Source organism: Streptomyces sp. NPDC048523 (assembly GCF_043199815.1).
Classification (GTDB): Bacteria; Actinomycetota; Actinomycetes; order Streptomycetales; family Streptomycetaceae; genus Streptomyces.
Genome location: NZ_JBICWQ010000006.1, coordinates 1 through 19872, shown reverse-complemented (window position 1 = coordinate 19872; position 19872 = coordinate 1). Strand labels below are relative to the sequence as shown.

General features: G+C 71.3%; 14 protein-coding genes. 11 read left to right on the top strand and 3 right to left on the bottom strand.

The genetic code is table 11. From position 1 onward, the window contains the following. The first annotated feature begins 87 nt into the window (after positions 1–87). Together ACGFWE_RS29345 and ACGFWE_RS29340 are read left to right on the top strand one after the other, a co-directional pair. Entirely contained in the window at positions 88–3753 is a 3666-nt protein-coding gene (locus tag ACGFWE_RS29345; protein WP_393602833.1) for a glycosyltransferase family 2 protein, read from the top strand. Further along, positions 3750–5258: a DUF5719 family protein gene (locus ACGFWE_RS29340; protein ID WP_393602831.1), complete on the top strand. Its 1509-nt coding sequence runs from the start codon at positions 3750–3752 to the stop codon at positions 5256–5258. Before ACGFWE_RS29345 ends, ACGFWE_RS29340 begins: the two co-directional genes overlap by 4 nt. A gap of 22 nt (positions 5259–5280) precedes the next feature. Here ACGFWE_RS29340 and ACGFWE_RS29335 read toward each other — a convergent pair whose 3' ends face one another. Next, positions 5281–5724: a metallopeptidase family protein gene (locus tag ACGFWE_RS29335; RefSeq protein ID WP_352388875.1), complete on the bottom strand. Its 444-nt coding sequence runs from the start codon at positions 5722–5724 to the stop codon at positions 5281–5283. 305 nt (positions 5725–6029) lie between these two features. On the opposite strand from ACGFWE_RS29335, the gene ACGFWE_RS29330 reads away from it, so the two are divergent. The 6 genes from ACGFWE_RS29330 to ACGFWE_RS29305 all read left to right on the top strand — a co-directional run bounded on the left by ACGFWE_RS29330 (position 6030) and on the right by ACGFWE_RS29305 (position 12296). Then, complete coding sequence (locus ACGFWE_RS29330; RefSeq protein WP_352388874.1) at positions 6030–6452, top strand: DUF3499 domain-containing protein; 423 nt, start codon at positions 6030–6032, stop codon at positions 6450–6452. A gap of 116 nt (positions 6453–6568) precedes the next feature. Further along, a complete protein-coding gene (locus tag ACGFWE_RS29325) occupies positions 6569–7936 on the top strand; it encodes a phosphomannomutase/phosphoglucomutase (RefSeq protein ID WP_393602829.1) in 1368 nt (455 codons plus the stop codon). A gap of 566 nt (positions 7937–8502) precedes the next feature. Beyond that, on the top strand, positions 8503–8673 hold the full coding sequence (locus ACGFWE_RS29320; protein WP_352388109.1) for a Trm112 family protein: 171 nt from the start codon (positions 8503–8505) through the stop codon (positions 8671–8673). Between the two features lie 161 nt (positions 8674–8834). Then, a complete protein-coding gene (locus tag ACGFWE_RS29315) occupies positions 8835–9962 on the top strand; it encodes an SIS domain-containing protein (protein WP_352388107.1) in 1128 nt (375 codons plus the stop codon). A 44-nt stretch (positions 9963–10006) separates the two neighbouring features. Next, positions 10007–11158 carry a mannose-6-phosphate isomerase, class I gene (manA, locus tag ACGFWE_RS29310; protein WP_393602826.1) on the top strand — a complete coding sequence of 384 codons (1152 nt, stop codon included), beginning with the start codon at positions 10007–10009 and terminating at the stop codon, positions 11156–11158. Between the two features lie 157 nt (positions 11159–11315). Beyond that, a complete protein-coding gene (locus tag ACGFWE_RS29305) occupies positions 11316–12296 on the top strand; it encodes a cation diffusion facilitator family transporter (RefSeq protein WP_393602824.1) in 981 nt (326 codons plus the stop codon). Between the two features lie 62 nt (positions 12297–12358). Here ACGFWE_RS29305 and ACGFWE_RS29300 read toward each other — a convergent pair whose 3' ends face one another. Next, positions 12359–14617 (bottom strand): fructose-specific PTS transporter subunit EIIC, encoded by a 2259-nt coding sequence (locus ACGFWE_RS29300; protein ID WP_393602822.1) that lies wholly within the window; start codon positions 14615–14617, stop codon positions 12359–12361. Positions 14618–15117: 500 nt separating this feature from the next. Between ACGFWE_RS29300 and ahcY the strand changes: the two genes are divergently transcribed. Beyond that, positions 15118–16575: an adenosylhomocysteinase gene (gene ahcY / locus ACGFWE_RS29295; protein WP_393602820.1), complete on the top strand. Its 1458-nt coding sequence runs from the start codon at positions 15118–15120 to the stop codon at positions 16573–16575. Between the two features lie 150 nt (positions 16576–16725). Then, positions 16726–17355 carry a hypothetical protein gene (locus ACGFWE_RS29290; RefSeq protein WP_352388097.1) on the top strand — a complete coding sequence of 210 codons (630 nt, stop codon included), beginning with the start codon at positions 16726–16728 and terminating at the stop codon, positions 17353–17355. 56 nt (positions 17356–17411) lie between these two features. Here the strand turns inward: ACGFWE_RS29290 and ACGFWE_RS29285 are convergent, their stop codons facing one another. After that, complete coding sequence (locus ACGFWE_RS29285) at positions 17412–18407, bottom strand: RDD family protein (RefSeq protein WP_352388095.1); 996 nt, start codon at positions 18405–18407, stop codon at positions 17412–17414. Positions 18408–18536: 129 nt separating this feature from the next. Between ACGFWE_RS29285 and ACGFWE_RS29280 the strand changes: the two genes are divergently transcribed. Then, positions 18537–19544 (top strand): stage II sporulation protein M, encoded by a 1008-nt coding sequence (locus ACGFWE_RS29280; protein WP_352388093.1) that lies wholly within the window; start codon positions 18537–18539, stop codon positions 19542–19544. The last annotated feature ends 328 nt before the right edge of the window (positions 19545–19872 follow it).

The window sequence follows — 19872 nt, the reverse complement described above, 5'->3', positions numbered from 1 at the left end:
TAGTGTGGGCGCTCGTCCGAGACGCCTCGCCGCCCCCTCAGGGCACAGGCGTCCACCGCAGTCCACCGAACCGGGGCCCGTACCTCGATGTCCGTGCACAGCCACACGGCAGCCCAAGACCTCGCTGCCACCCCTGAGTTCCCGCGCCATGTGGTGACCGCGGTGCTCGTCTCCCACGACGGCGCCCGCTGGCTGCCCGACGCGCTCGCCGGGCTGCTCGGCCAGGAGCGCCCCGTCCAGTTCGCCATGGCCGCCGACACCGGCAGCGCGGACGACTCGGCCCAGCTGGTCACCGACGCCCTCGGCGCCGACCGGGTCCTGCACCTCGCCCGGCGCACCGGCTTCGGCCAGGCCGTCGAGGAGGCGAACCGCACCGCCCCCCTCCTCACCCCGGACGAGCTGCCGTACCTCAAGCGACCGAGCGGCTGGGACCCGGTCACGCGCACGTGGCGCGACGACGCCTACGACCTGCCGGAGCTGCCGCACGGCGAGCCGGTCCAGTGGCTGTGGCTGCTGCACGACGACTGCGCCCCCGAGCCCGACGCCCTGGCCCAGCTGCTGCGCGTCGTGGACAACGAACTGGACCTCGGCCGCGACGACGTCGCCGTCGTGGGCCCCAAGCTCCGCGGCTGGTACGACAAGCGGCAGCTCCTGGAGGTCGGCGTCTCCATCGCCAACTCCGGCCGCCGCTGGACGGGCCTGGACCGCCGCGAACAGGACCAGGGCCAGCACGACCACGTCCGGTCCGTCCTGTCGGTGTCCACCGCCGGCATGCTGATCCGCCGCGACCTCTTCGAGCAGCTCGGCGGCTTCGACCGGCGCCTGCCGCTCATGCGGGACGACGTCGACCTGTGCTGGCGCGCCCAGGCCGCCGGCCACCGCGTCCTCATCGCCCCCGAGGCCGTCGTACGCCATGCCGAGGCGGCCTCCCGTGAGCGCCGTGCCGTCGACTGCGCGGGCCGCACCACCGCCTCCCCGCACAAGGTCGACAAGGCCGGCGCCGCCTACACCCTGCTCGTCAACGCCCGTACGGCGGCGCTGCCCTGGGTGCTGGTGCGCCTGGTCGTCGGCACCCTGCTGCGGACCGTCGCCTACCTCGTCGGCAAGGTCCCCGGACAGGCTCTCGACGAGATCCGGGGTCTCCTCGGCACCCTGCTGCGGCCCGAGCGGATCATCGCCGGGCGGAACAGGCGCGGCACGCCGGTCGTCGACAAGGACGAGCTCAGACAGCTGTTCCCGCCGCCCGGCGCGACCGTGCGGGCCACCGTGGAGCAGGTCGCGGGCAACCTCTTCGGCGGCTCCGACGCCGAGGCATCCACGGCGGGACGCCACGGCGGCGGCATCGAGTCCGGCCCCGGCGGCGACGACGCCGAATTCCTGGAGATCGAACAGTTCGCCCGCCTCAAGCGCATCGCCCGCAAGCCGGGCCCGGTGCTCTTCCTGGCGCTGCTGCTGGTCGCCCTGGTCGCCTGCCGCAACCTCCTGGGCGGCGGCGCGCTGTCGGGCGGTGCCCTGCTGCCCGCGCCCGCCGACGCGAGCGAGCTGTGGTCGCGCTACGCGGACGCGTGGCACGCGGTGGGCGCCGGCGGCACCCCGTCCGCGCCGCCCTACCTGGCGATCATCGCCGCGCTGTCCTCCGTGCTGTTCGGCTCGACCGGTCTCGCCCTGACGGTCCTGCTGGTCTGCTCGGTGCCACTGGCCGGCTTCACGGCGTACTTCGCCTCCCGCCCGCTCGTCGAGTCCCGCCTTCTGCGCGCGTGGGCGGCCGTCGTCTACGCCTTCCTGCCCGCCGCCACCGGAGCCCTCGCCGGCGGCCGCGTCGGCACCGCCGTCCTCGCCGTCCTGCTGCCGCTCCTCGCGCGCGCGGGCGTCGCGGCCGGCGGCCTGACGCGCAGCACGGGCGCGCGTGGCAGTTGGCGCGCCACCTGGGCGTTCGCCCTCCTGCTCACGATCACCACCGCGTTCACGCCGATCATCTGGCCGATCACGCTGATCCTCGGCATCGGCCTGCTCGCCGTGCGCCGCACCGACATCACCGCCTACGGCCTGCGCTTTTTGGCCCAGTTCGGCACCCCCCTGCTGGTCCTCGCGCCCTGGTCGCTGTCGCTGCTCCCGTTCGGGTTCTTCCAGCAGGCGGGCCTGGAATACGGCTCCTCGGCCGCCTCCGCCCTCGACCTGCTCGGCGCGAGCCCCGGCGGACCCGGCACAGTCGACGGGCTGATGCTCATCGGCGTGGTGCTGGCAGCCCTGGCCGCTCTGCTGCGCAGCGAGCGGCAGTTCGGCATCTGGACGGCCTGGGCGGTGGCCCTGGTCGGCCTCGTCTTCGCGGTCCTGTCCAACGAATCGACCTGGGCCGGCCCCGCCACCCTCGTCTACGGCCTCGCCCTGCTCGCCGCCGCCGTGCTCGGCGCCGACGGGGCACGCGCACGCGTGGCCGAGCAGAGCTTCGGCTGGCGCCAGCCGGTCGCCGCCCTGATCGCCTTCGCCTCCGCCGCGGGCCCGCTGCTCGTCGCCGCCGGCTGGATGATCGGCGGCGCCGACGGACCGCTGGAGCGCCGCGACCCCGTCCAGGTGCCCGCGTTCGTCGCCGAGGAGAGCGGTACCCGCGACCAGGCCCGCACCCTCGTCCTCGACAGCGACTCCTCCGCCCACGTCGGCTACATGCTGGTGCGCGGCTCCGGCGCCCGCCTCGGCGACGCCGAACTCGCCGCGGCCGACGGTGAGAACGGCAAGCTGGACAAGGTCGTCGCCAACCTCGTCGCCGGCTCCGGCGCCGATCAGGCGGACCAGCTCGGCGGTTTCGCCGTGCGGTACGTCCTCGTCCACAAGGGCGCGCCCCGCGAGGTCACGCGCGTACTGGACGCCACGCCGGGCCTGACCCGGCTCAGCCAGCAGGACGGCAGCGGACTGTGGCGGGTCGACCAGGAGGTCGCGCGCGCGACGATCGTCGCGAAGTCCGGTGCGGGCACCGCGCAGCCGGTGGCCGCGGGCCCCGTCGACATCCACACCACGATCCCGTCCGGCGCCGACGGCCGCATCCTGCGCCTCGCCGACACCGCCGACGAGGGCTGGACGGCCACCCTGGACGGCAGCCCGCTCACCCGCACCACCGTCGACGGCTGGGCCCAGGGCTTCGAACTGCCCGCCTCCGGCGGCAAGCTGGACGTCACCTTCGACGACCCCTTCACCCACACCCTATGGCTGTGGATCCAGGGCTTCCTCGCCGTCGTCCTCGTGGTGATGGCCCTGCCCGGCCGCCGCCGTGACGTCGACGACGACCTCCCCGAGGAGCCGACGGTCCCCGCCCAGGCCGTGGCCGGCGAGGGCCGCCGCGCCCGCCGACTGCGCGCCCAGGCCGAGGCCGAGGAGAGCACCGGACCCGAGGACTTCCCCGCACCTCCGCAGGAGGCCCCCGCCGCGGTCCCGCAGCAGCAGTCCTACGGCGACTGGGACGCCCCGAGCCACGCGAACGCCGAGTACGGCACCTACGCCGGTGACCAGTACCAGGACACCGCCCAGCAGTACCCGGCGGGCGGCTACGACCAGCAGCCGTACCAGGCGGACCCCTACCAGGGCGGCCAGTACGACCCGTACGCCTACGGCGGGCAGAACCAGCAGACGCCGTACGACCAGACGTACGGCGGCCAGTACGAGCAGCAGCAGTACGACCAGGGCTACGACCCCGCGTACGACCCGGCGCAGCAGCAACCGGACCCCACCGGCAGTGAGCGCCCCGACGGGAGTCAGCAGTGAACCGCACCACCGTGTCCCTCATCGCCGGCACCGCCGCGCTCGCCGCCGTCACCGGGTTCGCCACGCTCAGCTCACCGAAGGCCGCGGGCACCGCCGGGACGGCCGTCGCGCTGCCCGTGGAGCGCACCAGCCTGCTGTGCCCGCAGCCCAGCACCTCCGACATAGCGGAGACGTCGTACACGTCCTTCACGCCCGTCACCAAGGACGCGGGGAGCGGCGGCAGGGCCGAACTCCAGGCGGCGGCCGAGGAATCGGACGGCAAGAGCAAGGGCAAGGGCAAGGGCAAGGGCAAGGGCAAGGGCAAGAAGGCCGGCAAGCCGGTCCTCGAACCCGGGGAGCCCGGCAAGCCCGCCACCGGTGACACCTCCGGCGGTGACGCACCGGCGCTCGTCGGCACCGCCGAGGGGGAGTTCGCGCCGGGCTGGACCGTCCAGGAGACCACCGAGGTCGCCGCGGGCTCCGGACGAGGGCTGCAGGGCGTCAACTGCTCGGCTCCCGACACCGAGTTCTGGTTTCCGGGCGCGAGCACGGCCGCCGACCGCACCGACTACGTGCATCTGACCAACCCCGACGACTCCGCCGCCGTCGTCGACATCGAGCTCTACGGCAAGGACGGCGCCCTGGACTCCACGCTGGGGGAGGGCATCACGGTCGCGCCGCACTCCAGCGACCCGATCCTGCTGTCCACGCTCACCGAGGAGAAGCAGGAGAACCTCACCGTCCATGTGAATGTCCGCAGCGGGCGCGTGGGCGCGGCCGTGCAGGCGCTGGACGACAAGCTCGGCGGCGACTGGCTGGCAGCATCCACCGACCCGTCCGGCAGCCTGGTGCTGCCCGGCATCCCGAAGGACGCCACCGCGGTGCGCCTGGTCGCCTTCGCGCCCGGCGACTCCGACGCCGACCTGAAGGTGCAGCTCGCATCCCCGTCCGGCCTGATCACCCCCGCCGGGAACGAGACGCTGCATGTGAAGGCCGGCATGACGGCCTCCGCCGACCTAGGTGACGTCACGCGCGGGGAGGCCGGTTCGCTGGTCCTGACCTCCACCGACACCTCCGTGCCGGTGGTCGCCGCGCTGCGGGTCGTCCGCGGCAAGGGCGACGACCAGGAGACGGCCTTCATCCCGGCCACGCGTCCCGTCGGCACCCGCGCGACGGTCGCCGACAACAGCGCCAAGGGCACCACGCTGTCCCTGACCGCCCCCACGCGCGGGGCCACCGTCAAGGTCACGGCCTCGGCGGGCAGCGAGGGCGGCGAGGCCGTCTCGAAGACGTTCACCCTCAAGGCGGGCACCACCCAGAATGTGGAGGCCCCCACCCCGACCGGCCTCAAGGGCACGTACGCCCTCACGGTGGAGCACGTCTCGGGCGGCCCGGTCTACGGCGCCCGCACCCTGGCGGCGACGGAGGACGGCGTCCCGGGCTTCACCATCCAGGCGCTCCCGAACGACCGGGGCATGGTGGCCGTGCCGGAGGCCGACCAGGACCTGTCCGTGCTCCAGAAGTAGCCCGGGACGATCCGCGGGCGGTTCAGTCCTCGCCGTACCGCGGATCGACCGTCTCGGGAGTGAGCCCCAGCAGCTCGGCCACCTGCTCCACGACGATCTCGTGCACCAGCGCCGCCCGCTCGTCGCGTCCCTTGGTGCGGATCTCCACCGGGCGCCGGTAGACGACCACGCGCGCGGGGCGCCCCTCACGCGCGGCGATCGTCCCGCCGAGCGGTACCGCCTCGTCGTTCCAGGACTGTCCGTCCAGCCGGGGTACCTCCAGGACCAGGAAGTCGATGTCGGCGAGCTGCGGCCAGCGCCGCTCAAGGCGCTCCACGGAGTCCTGCACCAGGTCCGCGAACGCCTCCGCCCGGCTCGCGGCGAGCGGCACCTGCGGCGGGGCGATCGGCCCGCGCATGCCCCGTCCGTGGCGATCACGGCGGCGGGGCCCGGGGCTGGTGGCGCGGGGCGGTACGGGGTTGTCCATCACTGGTGAAGGGTAATCCTCGCCGCCCTCCGGCGCCCGACCCCCACGCGGTACCCCGGACGCGGTCCTAAACCACGTACGCCCACCTCGTACGGCGTGTCGGCAGTTGGCCATTCCAGCCAAGGTTTCGGCTCGATTCCATATCTCTCCGAGCCGTCGATCTCAAGCCAATTGGCATGGTTTGGGTCGAGTGGTGACCGGACTCAGATGTGTTCGGTCCCTCGAAAAGGGGCGTCCGCGCAGGTCATGGTGGTGTGATCGGAGTGGCGTGTGGGGCGTTTCACAGCACGACACGGTGGAGTGACCTGGGGGAGAGTCGTCGCGGCCCGCTCAAGAGTGCGGTACCGTCCAACGTCGTGAGCCCTGTACGTCGCTGTTCGCGCACCGCTTGCGGCCGTCCCGCCGTCGCGACGCTGACGTACGTCTACGCCGACTCGACCGCGGTCCTCGGCCCGCTCGCCACCTACGCCGAACCCCACTGCTACGACCTGTGCGCCGAGCATTCCGAGCGCCTCACCGCCCCGCGCGGCTGGGAAGTCGTCCGGCTCCTCGACGCCTCGGCTCCGGCCCGGCCCAGCGGGGACGACCTGGAAGCGCTTGCCAACGCCGTGCGCGAGGCGGCCCGTCCGCAGGAGCGCGCCGCCGAGGCGGGCGGGGCCCGGCGGGCCGACCCGATGGAGGTCGCGCGCCGAGGTCATCTCCGGGTGCTGCGCTCTCCCGACAACTGACCTGTCCTGTCTCCTGCGGGCATCTCCTGCGGGCGTCGGAGTCCACTCGGCTCCCGCACAACCCGCTGTCACTGGCTACGGGTAGTTTGTGGTGACCGACAGGACTTTCAGAAGGGTTGGCCGTGGCTGATCTGTCACAGCTCGTGAAGGCGTACGACGTGCGCGGAGTCGTTCCCGACCAGTGGGACGAGACGCTCGCCGAGCTCTTCGGTGCCGCCTTCGTCCAGGTGACCGGGGCGAGCGCCATCGTGACGGGTCACGACATGCGGCCCACGTCTCCCGCCCTGTCGCGCGCCTTCGCCCGCGGAGCGGCCGCCCTCGGTGTGGACGTCACCGAGATCGGGCTGTGCTCGACCGACCAGCTGTACTACGCCTCCGGCGCGCTGAACCTGCCGGGCGCGATGTTCACGGCCTCCCACAATCCCGCCCAGTACAACGGCATCAAGATGTGCCGCGCGGGCGCCGCCCCGGTCGGCCAGGACACCGGGCTCGCCGAGATCCGCGAACTGGTCGAGCGGTGGAGCGAGACGGGCGCCCCGGAGCCGGCGGCCTCGACGGGGACGATCACCGATCGGGACACGCTGGAGGACTACGCGGCCCACCTGCTCTCCCTCGTCGACCTGACCTCCATCCGCCCCCTGAAGGTCGTCGTCGACGCGGGCAACGGCATGGGCGGCCACACCGTCCCGACCGTCTTCGCCGGACTACCCCTGGACACCGTCCCGATGTACTTCGAGCTGGACGGCACCTTCCCGAACCACGAGGCCAACCCCCTCGACCCGGCCAACATCGTCGACCTCCAGAAGCGCGTCCGCGAGGAGGGCGCCGACCTCGGCATCGCCTTCGACGGCGACGCCGACCGCTGCTTCGTCGTCGACGAGCACGGCGACCCGGTCTCCCCGTCCGCCGTCACCGCCCTCGTGGCCTCCCGGGAGCTCGCCAGGCACGGCGGCAAGGGCACGGTCATCCACAACCTGATCACGTCCTGGTCGGTCCCGGAGGTCGTCGAGGAGAACGGCGGCACACCGGTACGCACACGCGTGGGCCACTCCTTCATCAAGGCCGAGATGGCGAGGACCGGCGCCATCTTCGGCGGCGAGCACTCCGCGCACTACTACTTCAAGGACTTCTGGAACGCCGACACGGGCATGCTGGCGGCCCTGCACGTCCTGGCCGCGCTGGGGGGCCAGGAGGGCCCGCTGTCGTCCCTGGTGGCCCAGTACGACCGCTACGTCGGCTCCGGCGAGATCAACTCCACGGTCGCCGACCAGGCAGGCCGCTTGGAGGCCATAAAGACGGCCTACGAGGGCCAGGAGGGCGTGCAGCTCGACGAACTGGACGGCCTCACGATCACCACCCCCGACTGGTGGTTCAACGTCCGCCCCTCCAACACCGAACCCCTCCTGCGCCTGAACGCCGAGGCCAGGGACGAGGCGACGATGACGAAGGTCAGGGACGAGGTACTGGCGGTCATCAGGGCCTGACGGAACTCCCGGACCGAGGCGTGTTCGTGGGGCGAACCGCCGGCCGGTGCTGGGTGGGAGGCGCCGGCACGCATGCCCCATCCCGGACCCCGCAGGGTTGCTGCGCACAAGGCGGTCGGCCCGAGCATCGCAGTTCGTCCGGCCCGTGAGTGCGGGGCGCACCTCGATGGCCGACGGGGCCGGGTGGCGGGGCCTGGTCGGATTTGAGGCGGATCCCCGCGAGGCCGGGGACCGGCCCCGGCGGAGGTGCAGGGGCGGAGCCAGGGCCCCAGTGGCCGCAGATCTGTGGCCATTTCGCGCACCCGTCGCGGGGCGGGGCCCGGGAGGGGGCTGGAGCGGAGCCCGGTGGGCCCGGGCGGTCGCAGATCCGAGCCAGTCCAGCCAGTCCACGGGACACGTCCCCTCGCCCCAGTCGCTGTCCACGCGGCGCAGCCCCCGCGCGGGGCGAACCCGCGACGGGACCCCAACCGGCGACCTCGCCCCAACCCCCGCGCCCAACTCTCCCCGGCGGTACCCTGACCAGGCACATCCGCACAAGCAGCCGTATCGCCCCGAAGGGAACCCCCATGCCGCTCGAAGCCGGCCTCCTGGAGATCCTCGCCTGCCCGGCCTGTCACGCCCCCCTCAAGGACCAGGACAGCGAGCTGATCTGCACCGGCCGGGACTGCGGCCTGGCGTACCCCGTCCGCGACGGCATCCCCGTTCTCCTCGTCGACGAGGCCCGCCGCCCCGCGTAACGCCCCGCTGTCGCCGTAGGCGGGACAGCTCCCCGCTGCCGTGAGCGACAACGACACAGCGACCCACAGCGACCCCGGTGTCCCGGACCCGCGCGACCGACGACACCCGGTGAAGCGACAAGCCGGCGTCCCGGAGACCCGGCGATCGGAGGCTGCCGCCCATGCTCGACGAATCGCTGCTGGACACCCCCGAGGCCCTCTCGGAGGCCGACCGCCGAGGCCTGCTCCGCGGCGCCGCGGAGGCCGGCGCCCGCGTCCGCACAGCGGCCCGGCTCGCCGTCGAGGCCGGGGTGAACGACCTCAAGCCCGACGGCCGCCCGCGCGCGATCCTCATCGCGGGCCCCGGCGCCGCCGCCACCCACGTCGCCGACCTCCTCGGCACGCTCGCCGGCGCCGGCAGCCCCGTCACCCGCCTCGCCCCCACCGGCGTCGCCCCCGCCGCGGGCGCCCTGCGCTGGGAACTCCCGGGCTGGGCGGGCTCGGTCGACCTGCTTCTGATCGCGACCCCCGACGGCACTGAGCCGGGCCTGTCCCTGCTCGCCGACCAGGCCTACCGCCGCGGTTGCACGGTTGTCGCCGTGGCCCCCGCCCGCACCCCGCTCTTCGAGGCGGTCGAGGGCGCCCACGGCCTGTTCGTGCCCATGGCGACCGCCCCGTACGAGCAGGACACGTCCCTCACCGCATCCGCCCCCGGCGTCCTGTGGGCCCTGCTCACCCCGCTCCTCGCGATCCTCGACCGCACCGGCCTGCTCACCGCCCCGCCCGACACCCTCGAGAAGATCGCCGGTCGCCTCGACCACATCGCCGAGCGCTGCGGCCCCGCCATCGCGACCTACAGCAACCCGGCCAAGACCCTCGCCTCCGAACTCGCCGACGCGCTCCCGGTGATCTGGACCGAGGGCACCTCCGCAGGCCCGGCGGGCCGTCGTTTCGCCGCGGCCCTCGCCGAGCTCTCCGGCCGCCCGTCCGTGGTCTGCGAACTGCCCGAAGCCCTCGCCGCGCACAGCACGCTGCTCGCCGGACCGCTGGCCGCCAGCGCCGACCCCGACGACTTCTTCCGCGACCGTGTCGAGGAGTCCCCCGCGCTACGCGCACGCGTGGTGCTCCTTCGCGACCGTCCGATCGGCGGACTCAGCGCCGCCCCGGCCGCCCGTGACCTGGCCCTGAGCCACGACACGCCGATCAGCGAGCTGGAACCGGAGCCCGGGGGCGAGATCGAGACCCTCGCGGAACTGATCGCCGTCACGGATTTCGCCGCCGTTTACCTGGCGCTCGCCTCGGGGGCCTGACGTTTACGGGACGCCCTGAAAGCCGTACGTGGAGAAAGAGCCTGATGGACCGCCTCGAGAACACCGTCCGCCCCTACGCCTGGGGATCCACCACCGCCATCCCCGAACTCCTCGGCATCCGGCCGACCGGTGAACCGCAGGCGGAGATGTGGATGGGCGCCCACCCGGGAGCCCCCTCACGCACCGGCCGGGGCACCCTCGCCGAGGTCATCGACGCGGACCCGGAGAAGGAGCTCGGCGCCGAGGCGGTCGCCAAGTTCGGCCCCCGCCTGCCCTTCCTGCTCAAGATCCTCGCCGCGGGCGCCCCGCTCTCCCTCCAGGTGCACCCCGACCTCGCCCAGGCGAAGGAGGGTTACGACGACGAGGAGCGCCGCGGCATCCCCGTGGACGCGGGCCACCGCAACTACAAGGACGCCAACCACAAGCCCGAACTGATCTGCGCGCTCACGGAGTTCGACGGCCTGTGCGGCTTCCGTGAACCCGCGCGCGCGGCCGAGCTGCTCGACGCGCTCGGTGTCGACTCCCTCAAGCCGTACGTCGACCTCCTGCACGCCCGCCCCGAGGAGGCGGCCCTGCGCGAGGTCCTGACGGCCGTCCTGACCGCCGACCGCGAGGAGATGGCCCACACGGTCACCGAGGCCGCGGCCGCCTGCGCCCGCCTCGGCGGCGACCACGCCCCCTACGCCGCCATCGCCCACCATTACCCGGGTGACCCGGGCGTCATCGCCGCGATGCTCCTCCACCACGTCCGGCTCCAGCCCGGCGAGGCCCTGTTCCTCGGCGCCGGCATCCCGCACGCCTACCTCAGCGGCCTCGGCGTCGAGATCATGGCCAACTCCGACAACGTCCTGCGCTGCGGCCTGACCCCCAAGCACGTCGACGTCCCCGAGCTCCTGCGCATCGTCCGCTTCGAGGCCGCCGACCCGGGCGTACTGCGCCCCGAGGCGTCCCCCGACGGCGAGGAGGTCTACGAGACCCCCATCGACGAGTTCCGACTGTCCCGGTATGTCCTTCCCGAGGGCGTCGCCCCGCACGACCTGACCCGTCCGACCCCGCAGATTGTGCTCTGCACGGCAGGTTCCGTGCGAGTCGGGGCAGACGAACTGAGCCCCGGCCAGTCGGTGTTCGTACCGGCGGGCGAGAAGGCCGAGGTGTCGGGCGCGGGCACGGTCTTCCGGGCGACCGTGATCGTGTGACCGACATGGACCACTGAGACGTGTGATCGTATGACCGGCCCTGTGGACGGCTGAGACGTCCGTGCCGGCGGGGCTGCAAGAATGGCCCTCCGGCAAAGGACGGGCAAAGAGCCTGGACGGCGTAGAGGCACTTGAGGCGAAGGGACAACGCGACCAGATGAGCGCGTCAGGCGGAACCAGGGCGATCGTGGCGGCACTCGGCGCCAACCTCGCGATCGCGGCATCGAAGTTCGTGGCGTTCGCGTTCAGCGGCTCGTCCTCGATGCTCGCCGAGGGCGTGCACTCGCTCGCCGACTCCGGAAACCAGTTCCTGCTGCTCGTCGGCGGCAAGAAGGCCCAGCGCGAGGCCACCCCGCAACACCCCTTCGGCTACGGCCGCGAGCGCTACATCTACGCCTTCCTGGTCTCCATCGTCCTCTTCTCGGTCGGCGGCATGTTCGCCGTCTACGAGGGCTACGAGAAGATCAAGCACCCGCACGAGATCGAGCACTGGTACTGGCCGGTCGGTGTCCTCGTCTTCGCGATCATTGCCGAGGGCTTCTCCTTCCGGACGGCCATCAAGGAGTCCAACCCGCTGCGCGGCGACCTCTCCTGGAAGGAGTTCGTGCGCCGCGCCAAGGCGCCCGAGCTCCCGGTCGTGCTCCTGGAGGACTTCGGCGCACTCGTCGGCCTGGTCCTCGCCCTCGGCGGCGTCGGCCTGGCCCTGCTCACCGGCGACGGCATCTGGGACGGCATCGGCACCCTCTGCATCGGCATCCTGCTCATCCTGATCGCCCTGGTCCTGGCGGCGGAGACCAAGTCCCTGCTGCTCGGCGAGGCCGCCGGCGTCGAGGCGGTCCAGAAGATCGAGGCCGCGATCGTCGACGGCCACACCGTCACCGGCATCATCCACATGCGCACGCTCCACCTCGGCCCCGAGGAACTGCTGGTCGCCGCCAAGATCGCCGTCCAGCACGACGACACGGCCGGCGAAGTCGCCTCCGCGATCAACGCGGCCGAGTCCCGCATCCGCGAGGCCGTCCCGATCGCCCGTGTCATCTACCTCGAACCGGACATCTACAGCGAGGCCGAGGCCCTCAAGGGCCCCGACCGCGAGGCGACCCCGGGGGGACCGGCACAGCACCCCGCCGAGCACTGATCACCGGTCCGCAGCGGCCGTACGGGCCCGCGTTCCCGCAAACGGGTGCGCGGGCCCTTCGCTCACCTGATCTCGCTCAGCACGTCCAGCACAGCCCTCTTGTCCGGCGCCGTGAGAAGCCGCTCCCGGAATCCGGTGTCCATCAGCCTGCGCGACAACAGGGCCAGGATGCGCAGGTGTTCGTCGCCCGCGGCCGCCTCCGGCACGGAGATCATGAAGACCAGCCTGGCCTTCGTACCGTCCAGCGAGCCCCACTCGATGCCTTCGGCGGACCGTGCGAACCCGACGACGGGCGCGGTCACGGCGTCCGTCTTGGCATGCGGGATCGCTATCTCCTCCCCGAGTCCGGTGGTTCCCTGCTCCTCCCGCCGCAAGGCGGTGGCGATCAGCTCGTCCACGTCCACCACCTTGCCGGTCCGTGCGAGCAACTCCGCCATCTCCCGTACGGCCGCCGCCTTGTCCCGGGCATCGAGGCCGACCTTCACGGCCTGGTCGGTGAGATAGCCGGAGAGGACCTCGCGAGGGGCCTCCGCCGCGACGGCTCCGTCGGCAGCTGCCGCGTGGACACTGCTGGCTTCGGCCCCGGCGCCGCCTGTCCTGGCGGCCACATCGACGTCGACTTCAGCATCAACATCCGCATCCGCACCGACCTCGGCACTGGCGTCGGGTTCCGCGGCTTTCGGAGACTCGGCCGGTGTCGTCTCCGTGACAGGCGTGGGCGTGCTCAGCGGCGTGACGATTCGCTGTGCCACCACGGCTCCGGCGGCCCCTCCGGCCGCCGCACCGGCGCCCACCCCGACCAGCTCGGGCTCGAGCGGTTCGCCCACGCCCGGTCCGGTCACACGCGGCCCGGCCACCGGCGCCGCGTTCTTGCGCCGCCGCTCACCGATGTCGACCAGCATGACCGTCGTCAGCGCGGTGGCCACCGTGCCGATCAGCACGGCCATGAAGAACACCGGTACCCCGCTCACCGCACCCAGCACTGCCACGATCGGCCCGCCGTGCGGCACCGCGTCCTCGACCCCGGCGACACCGGCGATCGCGCCGGCCACCGCGCCACCGAGCATGTTGGCCGGGATGACCTGCGCGGGGCGCGCCGCCGCGAACGGGATCGCACCCTCGGAGATGCCGAAGCAGCCCATGAACAACGCGGCCAGCCCCGTCTCCCGCTCCTGCTCGGTGTAGAGCCGCTTTCGTATCAGCGTGGCCAGGCCCTGTCCCAGCGGCATGACGGGGATCGCGGCCGCGCACATGCCCATGACCGTCTGGTTGCCGGTCGCGATCAGCCCCGTGCCGAACAGGAACGCCGTCTTGTTGACCGGGCCGCCCATGTCGAACGCGATCATGAGCCCCAGAACCGCCCCCAGCAGGATCGCGCTGGTGCCGGTCATCCCGCCGAGCCAGTCGGTGAGGTGCTCGAACACCCAGGAGATCGGCTGCCCGATGACGTAGATGAAGAACAACCCGAGCGCCGTGGTCGCCACGATCGGGATCACGATGATCGGCATGATCGGCTGCACGAACTTCGGGACCCTGACCTTCTTGATCCACAGCACGAGATACCCGGCGAGGAACCCGGTCACGATCGCCCCGATGAACCCGGCGCCCGCCTTCGAGTCGTACAGCGACCCCGTGTTCGCGATCCAGCCGCCGATCATGCCGGGGGCGAGGGCCGGGCGGTCCCCGATGGCATAGGCGATGTATCCGGAAAGGATCGGCACCATCAGCGTGAAGCCGATGACGCCGATGTTGTTGACGTCCATCCAGAAGGAGTCCTTCGGGATGACCAGACCGCCGGACGGGTCGGTGTGCCCGCCGAGCGAGAGCGAGATCGCGATCAGCAGACCGCCGACCACCACGAACGGAATCATGTAGCTGACCCCGTTCATCAGCGCCTTGTAGCCGACGCTCCGCTCCTTGCCGCCGCCCGAGACGGACGCGGCCGGGGCCTCGCCCGACGTGTGCACCGGCGCCGACCGCACCCGCTCGATCAACCGCTCAGGTTGGTGAATCCCCTCCGCCACTCCCACGGTCAGAACCCGCTTGCCCACGAAACGGCTCAGGTCCACGTCCTTGTCCGCGGCGACGATGATCCCGTCCGCGGTGCTGACATCGTTGTCATCCAGGACGTTTTCAGCCCCGATCGATCCCTGCGTCTCCACCTTCATGTCGATGCCACGGCTCGCGGCGGCCTGCGCGAGCTTCTCCGCGGCCATGTACGTGTGCGCGATGCCGGTCGGGCACGCGGTCACCGCCAGCAGCTTCACCCGCTGTTGCTCTCTGCCGCCGCCCGTGGGGGGAGGTCCGTCCGGATTGGTCACGTCGATCTCCTCACGCCTTTGCCACACGGAAACGCCGCCCCGGACGCCCCGCAAGATCGATCAGCTGTGCCGATCGCTTCACATCTCCCCTCACCTGCCCAGGCCGCCCAAGGAGCAAAAGTTCCCGGATGACCTGGTCGGTTACCGCACGTTGCCGCCCGTTTCCCAGTTCGTACGCCGGCTGTCACCGCCGTCACGGCACCCTGTCAGGACGGCTGACGACACCCGGCCCGCGTCCCGGACCACGGCTCGTGATCGGCCTGATGTATTCGGAGGCGGACTGGGGTGCCCCGGCCGACCGGTGTAGCTTGGGACGGAGCCAGACGTCGCTGCTGATGGCGGTCGGGCGGTCCGCACGCGGACCGGCCGAGGGAGAGAGGGCCTCCGACGGACTGCGCTGCGCGCACCGGGCATGCCTGTGTCCTCTTCGGGCACCCCTGTGTCCGCCGCCGCGCAGACGAGCAGTACTTCCGCGCCCCAAACCCGAGGAGCAGCACCACATGACGACTGTCGACAACCGACAGGACTTCAAGGTCGCCGACCTCTCCCTGGCCGAGTTCGGCCGCAAGGAGATCACCCTCGCCGAGCACGAGATGCCCGGCCTGATGTCGATCCGCAAGGAGTACGCCGAGACGCAGCCGCTCGCCGGCGCCCGCGTCACCGGCTCCCTGCACATGACCGTGCAGACCGCCGTCCTCATCGAGACGCTCGTCGCCCTGGGTGCCGAGGTCCGCTGGGCGTCCTGCAACATCTTCTCCACCCAGGACCACGCGGCCGCCGCCATCGCCGTCGGCCCGAACGGCACCGTGGACAACCCCCAGGGTGTCCCGGTCTTCGCCTGGAAGGGCGAGACTCTGGAGGAGTACTGGTGGTGCACGGAGCAGGCGCTGACCTGGCCGAACACCCCCACCGGCGGCCCGAACATGATCCTGGACGACGGCGGTGACGCCACCCTCCTCGTCCACCAGGGCGTCGAGTACGAGAAGGCCGGCAAGGTCCCCTCCGTCGACACCGCCGAGTCCGACGAGCACCGCTGCGTCCTCGAACTCCTGCACCGCACCATCACCGACGGCTCGCAGAAGTGGACCCAGCTGGCCTCCGAGATCCGCGGCGTGACCGAGGAGACCACGACCGGCGTGCACCGCCTGTACGAGATGCAGCGCGACGGGGTTCTCCTGTTCCCGGCGATCAACGTGAACGACGCCGTGACCAAGTCGAAGTTCGACAACAAGTACGGCTGCCGGCACTCCCTGATCGACGGCATCAACCGTGCCACCGACGTCCTGATCGGCGGCAAGACCGCGGTCGTCCTGGGCTATGGCGATGTGGGCAAGGGCTGCGCGGAGTCGCTGCGCGGCCAGGGCGCCCGCGTCATCGTCACGGAGATCGACCCGATCTGCGCGCTGCAGGCGGCGATGGACGGCTACCAGGTCACGACGCTGGACGAGGTCGTCGAGACGGCCGACATCTTTATCACCACGACCGGCAACAAGGACATCATCATGGCCTCGGACATGGCCAGGATGAAGCACCAGGCGATCGTCGGGAACATCGGTCACTTCGACAACGAGATCGACATGGCCGGTCTCGCCAAGATCCCCGGCATCGTCAAGGACGAGGTCAAGCCGCAGGTCCACACCTGGAAGTTCCCCGACGGCAAGGTGCTCATCGTGCTGTCCGAGGGCCGCCTGCTGAACCTGGGCAACGCCACCGGCCACCCGTCGTTCGTGATGTCCAACTCCTTCGCGGACCAGACCCTGGCCCAGATCGAGCTGTTCACCAAGCCCGACGAGTACCCGACCGACGTCTACGTGCTGCCCAAGCACCTCGACGAGAAGGTCGCCCGCCTCCACCTGGACGCGCTCGGCGTGAAGCTGACCCGGCTGCGCCCGGAGCAGGCGGCGTACATCGGTGTCGAGGTCGACGGCCCGTACAAGTCGGACCACTACCGCTACTGAGCCGTACGGCACAGCAGTAGTACCTCCGAGGCAGGCCCCCGCACCCCCGTGTCGGGGGCCTGCCCCTTTGGCCTTGTGGACCCTTCTTCGGCCCTGCTTCCTCGCCGTGTGACCGTCAGGCCGGACAGCCCGTCAGAACCCAGGACACCCATGCCCCGCGGCCGTTATTCGCTCCACGATCCGCACGATCACACCCCCCTCGCGGAAGAACACTTCCAATGCGCCCCCGGCCCGTCCGGCTGGCGCTACGTCTCTCAACTGACCACCCCCGCGGGAGGTCACAGCGGCTCGGTCGACCTCACCCTCGACGAGCTCGGCCGCCCCATCCGTCTCGAACTGCACGCCGGGAGCTGGCAGGTGCGCGGTGCCGCGCTCGACGGCGTCACCTGGGTCCGCACGGACCCCACCGGGACCCACGCCACGGAAGGCAATGTCCCCGCCCACGCCTTCACCGGCACATCCCCCGCGTTCCTTGTCGCCACCACCCGTCTCCTGCGCCTCACCCCCTCCGCATCAGCAACTCGCGTACGCCTCGTGGCCTTCACGGAACCCGTCCTCGCCCCGCGCACCGTGGACCAGTCCTGGACCTTGCTGAAAAGAGAAGCACACGCCACTGACAACGGCCCGCTGACCGTGGAGGAATACCAGGTCACAGCGCTGGACACGGGCGAGCAGCACACCGTGCACATCGCCGGGGACGTGGTCCTCGCAGCCCCCGGAATCGAGCTGGAGGACCTCGAGTCACCGCCGTCGACGTTCCCCGAAACACCGCTCGACTGAACCGACCTCAGCGGATGCCCCCTCCGGCATCTGTGGGGCCGCGAGCACCGGCAGGATCACGCCGGCGGGACGAACCCGGAGGCGGGCCTGCCCTCCGACGGCACCGCGGGCGGGGGTCCGTCGGAGGACTCCTCGACCTGGACCCCAGGACGTTCCATGACCGGAGTCGCCTCGACGCCGTACGAGACAGGCGGCTGAGGAGAGGACGGATCCGCGGGCCGCGCCCCGGGGTAGGGGTAGCCGGCCTGCATCCCGAACGCAGGCCCGGGCACCACGCCAGGAGACGCCCCGGCCCCCGCCGCAACGCCGCCGAACGCCCGCCGGGACTCGCGGGCCTGCCGCTCCTGCACCACCGCCGCCAGATACGCGCCCGGCGGTACGTCCCGCGGCACCGGAGCCCCCGTACGCGCCGCGAGATCGGACGCCAGCCGCTCCGCCATGGCCCAGCCGACCTGGGGATCGAGTTGGTGCATCCGCGTCAGGTACTGACGGATGGCAAGCCACAGGCCATCGGGAACCGCCGACAGATCGAGTGGGGAGAACCGGCCGGCCAGCCAGGGCGGAGGCGGCGGCACGAATCCGCTCGGTGCCACGGGAATCCGCTCCCGCACGACCAGCGTCCCGGCGAACACATCACCGAGCCGACGCCCACGCGCCGAGACAAGCGAGGCGATACAGGCCACGACTCCGAACGTCATCAGAATCTCGACCACACCGATCGCACCCCGCACCAGCGCATGCCGGAACCGGATGGGCCCGCCGTCGTCCCGCACCACACGGAGCCCCACAGCGAGCTTCCCCAACGACCGACCATGGCTGAGCGTCTCGACCGCGATCGGCCCACCCACCAGGACGAGCAGGAACGCGGCGATGGACAGCGCCACCTGGGCCGCGTCGTCCAAAGACGCGGAAGCGGCCACCACCGCGACAGTCACGGCGATGTACACGACCACGGCCACGATCAGATCAATCAGCACGGCCAACGCCCTGCTGGGCAGCCTCGCGGGGCGCAATTCAAGCGCCACCGCCTCGCCCGTCACCAGCTCACTCACGCCCGCCGTCCTTCCCTGACCTGCCTCGTGAACGACCAGTCTGCCAAGCTGAGGGCGCATCGCGCCGCAGTACGACAAGCTGACATCCACGACGGACCGCCGACGATCAGCCGAGGAGCAGGCAAACCGATGGACCTCGACGTCTTCGTCACCGCCCACCGAGCCGAGTGGGACCGCCTCGACGCCCTGCTCCGGCGCCAGCGCCGCCTCAACGGCGTCGAGACGGACGAACTCGTCGCCCTCTACCAGCGCACCGCCACTCACCTCTCCCTGATCCAGTCCAGCGCCCCCGACCCCCAGCTCACCGGCCGACTCAGCCAACTCGTGGCACGCGCGCGTAGTGCCGTCACAGGAACCCGCCGCGCCTCTTGGCGCGATGTCACCCGCTTCCTGGCATACGGCTTCCCCGCCGCGGTCTACCGATCGCGACACTGGTGGGTGCCCACTGCGCTGCTGTCCACGGTCGTCGCAGCCCTCCTCGGCTGGTGGATCGGCACCCATCCAGAGGTGCAGTCCTCCATCGCGGCCCCCAGCGAACTACGCGAGCTCACCCGCCCCGGCGGCCAGTACGAGACGTACTACTCCAGCCATCCCGCCGCGTCCTTCGCCGCTCAGGTCTGGACGAACAACGCACAGGCCGCTGCAACATGTCTGGTCCTGGGCATCTTCCTGGGCCTCCCGGTGCTCTGGATCCTGTTCCAGAACATGCTCAACCTCGGTGTGGGCGTCGGCCTGATGTCCTCGGCCGGCCGCCTCGACACCTTTCTCGGCCTCGTACTTCCGCACGGACTCCTCGAACTCACCGCGGTGTTCGTCGCCGCCGGCACAGGTCTGCGTCTCGGCTGGACCTTGATCGATCCGGGCCCCCGCTCCCGACGGACCGCCCTGGCAGAGGAGGGCCGAGCCGCTGTGGGCATGGCGATAGGCCTCGCCCTGGTCCTGTTCATCTCGGGCGCCATAGAAGGCTTCGTCACGCCCTCGGGTCTGCCCACCTGGGCCCGCATAGCCATCGGGATCGTCGCGGAGCTGACCTTCCTCGCCTACGTCTTTGTCCTGGGCGGCCGGGCGGCGCGTGCGGGTGACACGGGCGACGTCGAGGCAACCGAACGCAGCGCCACCGTCCCTACTGCTGCTTGATGTGCGGGGGACCGTACCGAGCTGCTACTGTCTCCTTCGCCCCACAGGAGCCGTTGACACGGACGCTGTGGGGAGGTAGATTCGAACAGTTGCCTGGAGCCGGGTTCATCCCGCTCGGCAGCGGTGAGTGTCTGTCTGCTTCTGGAAATCCTGATTTCAAAGAAGCTACTTCCCGATAAATCGGAAACAGATGGCCGGTCAGTCCGGCCCGAAACTTCTGATAATGTTGGGAGCGCCGGAAAGGGAAACGCGAGAGCGGGAACCTGGAAAGCACCGAGGAAATCGGAACCGGAAACGGTCTGATAGAGTCGGAAACGCAAGACCGAAG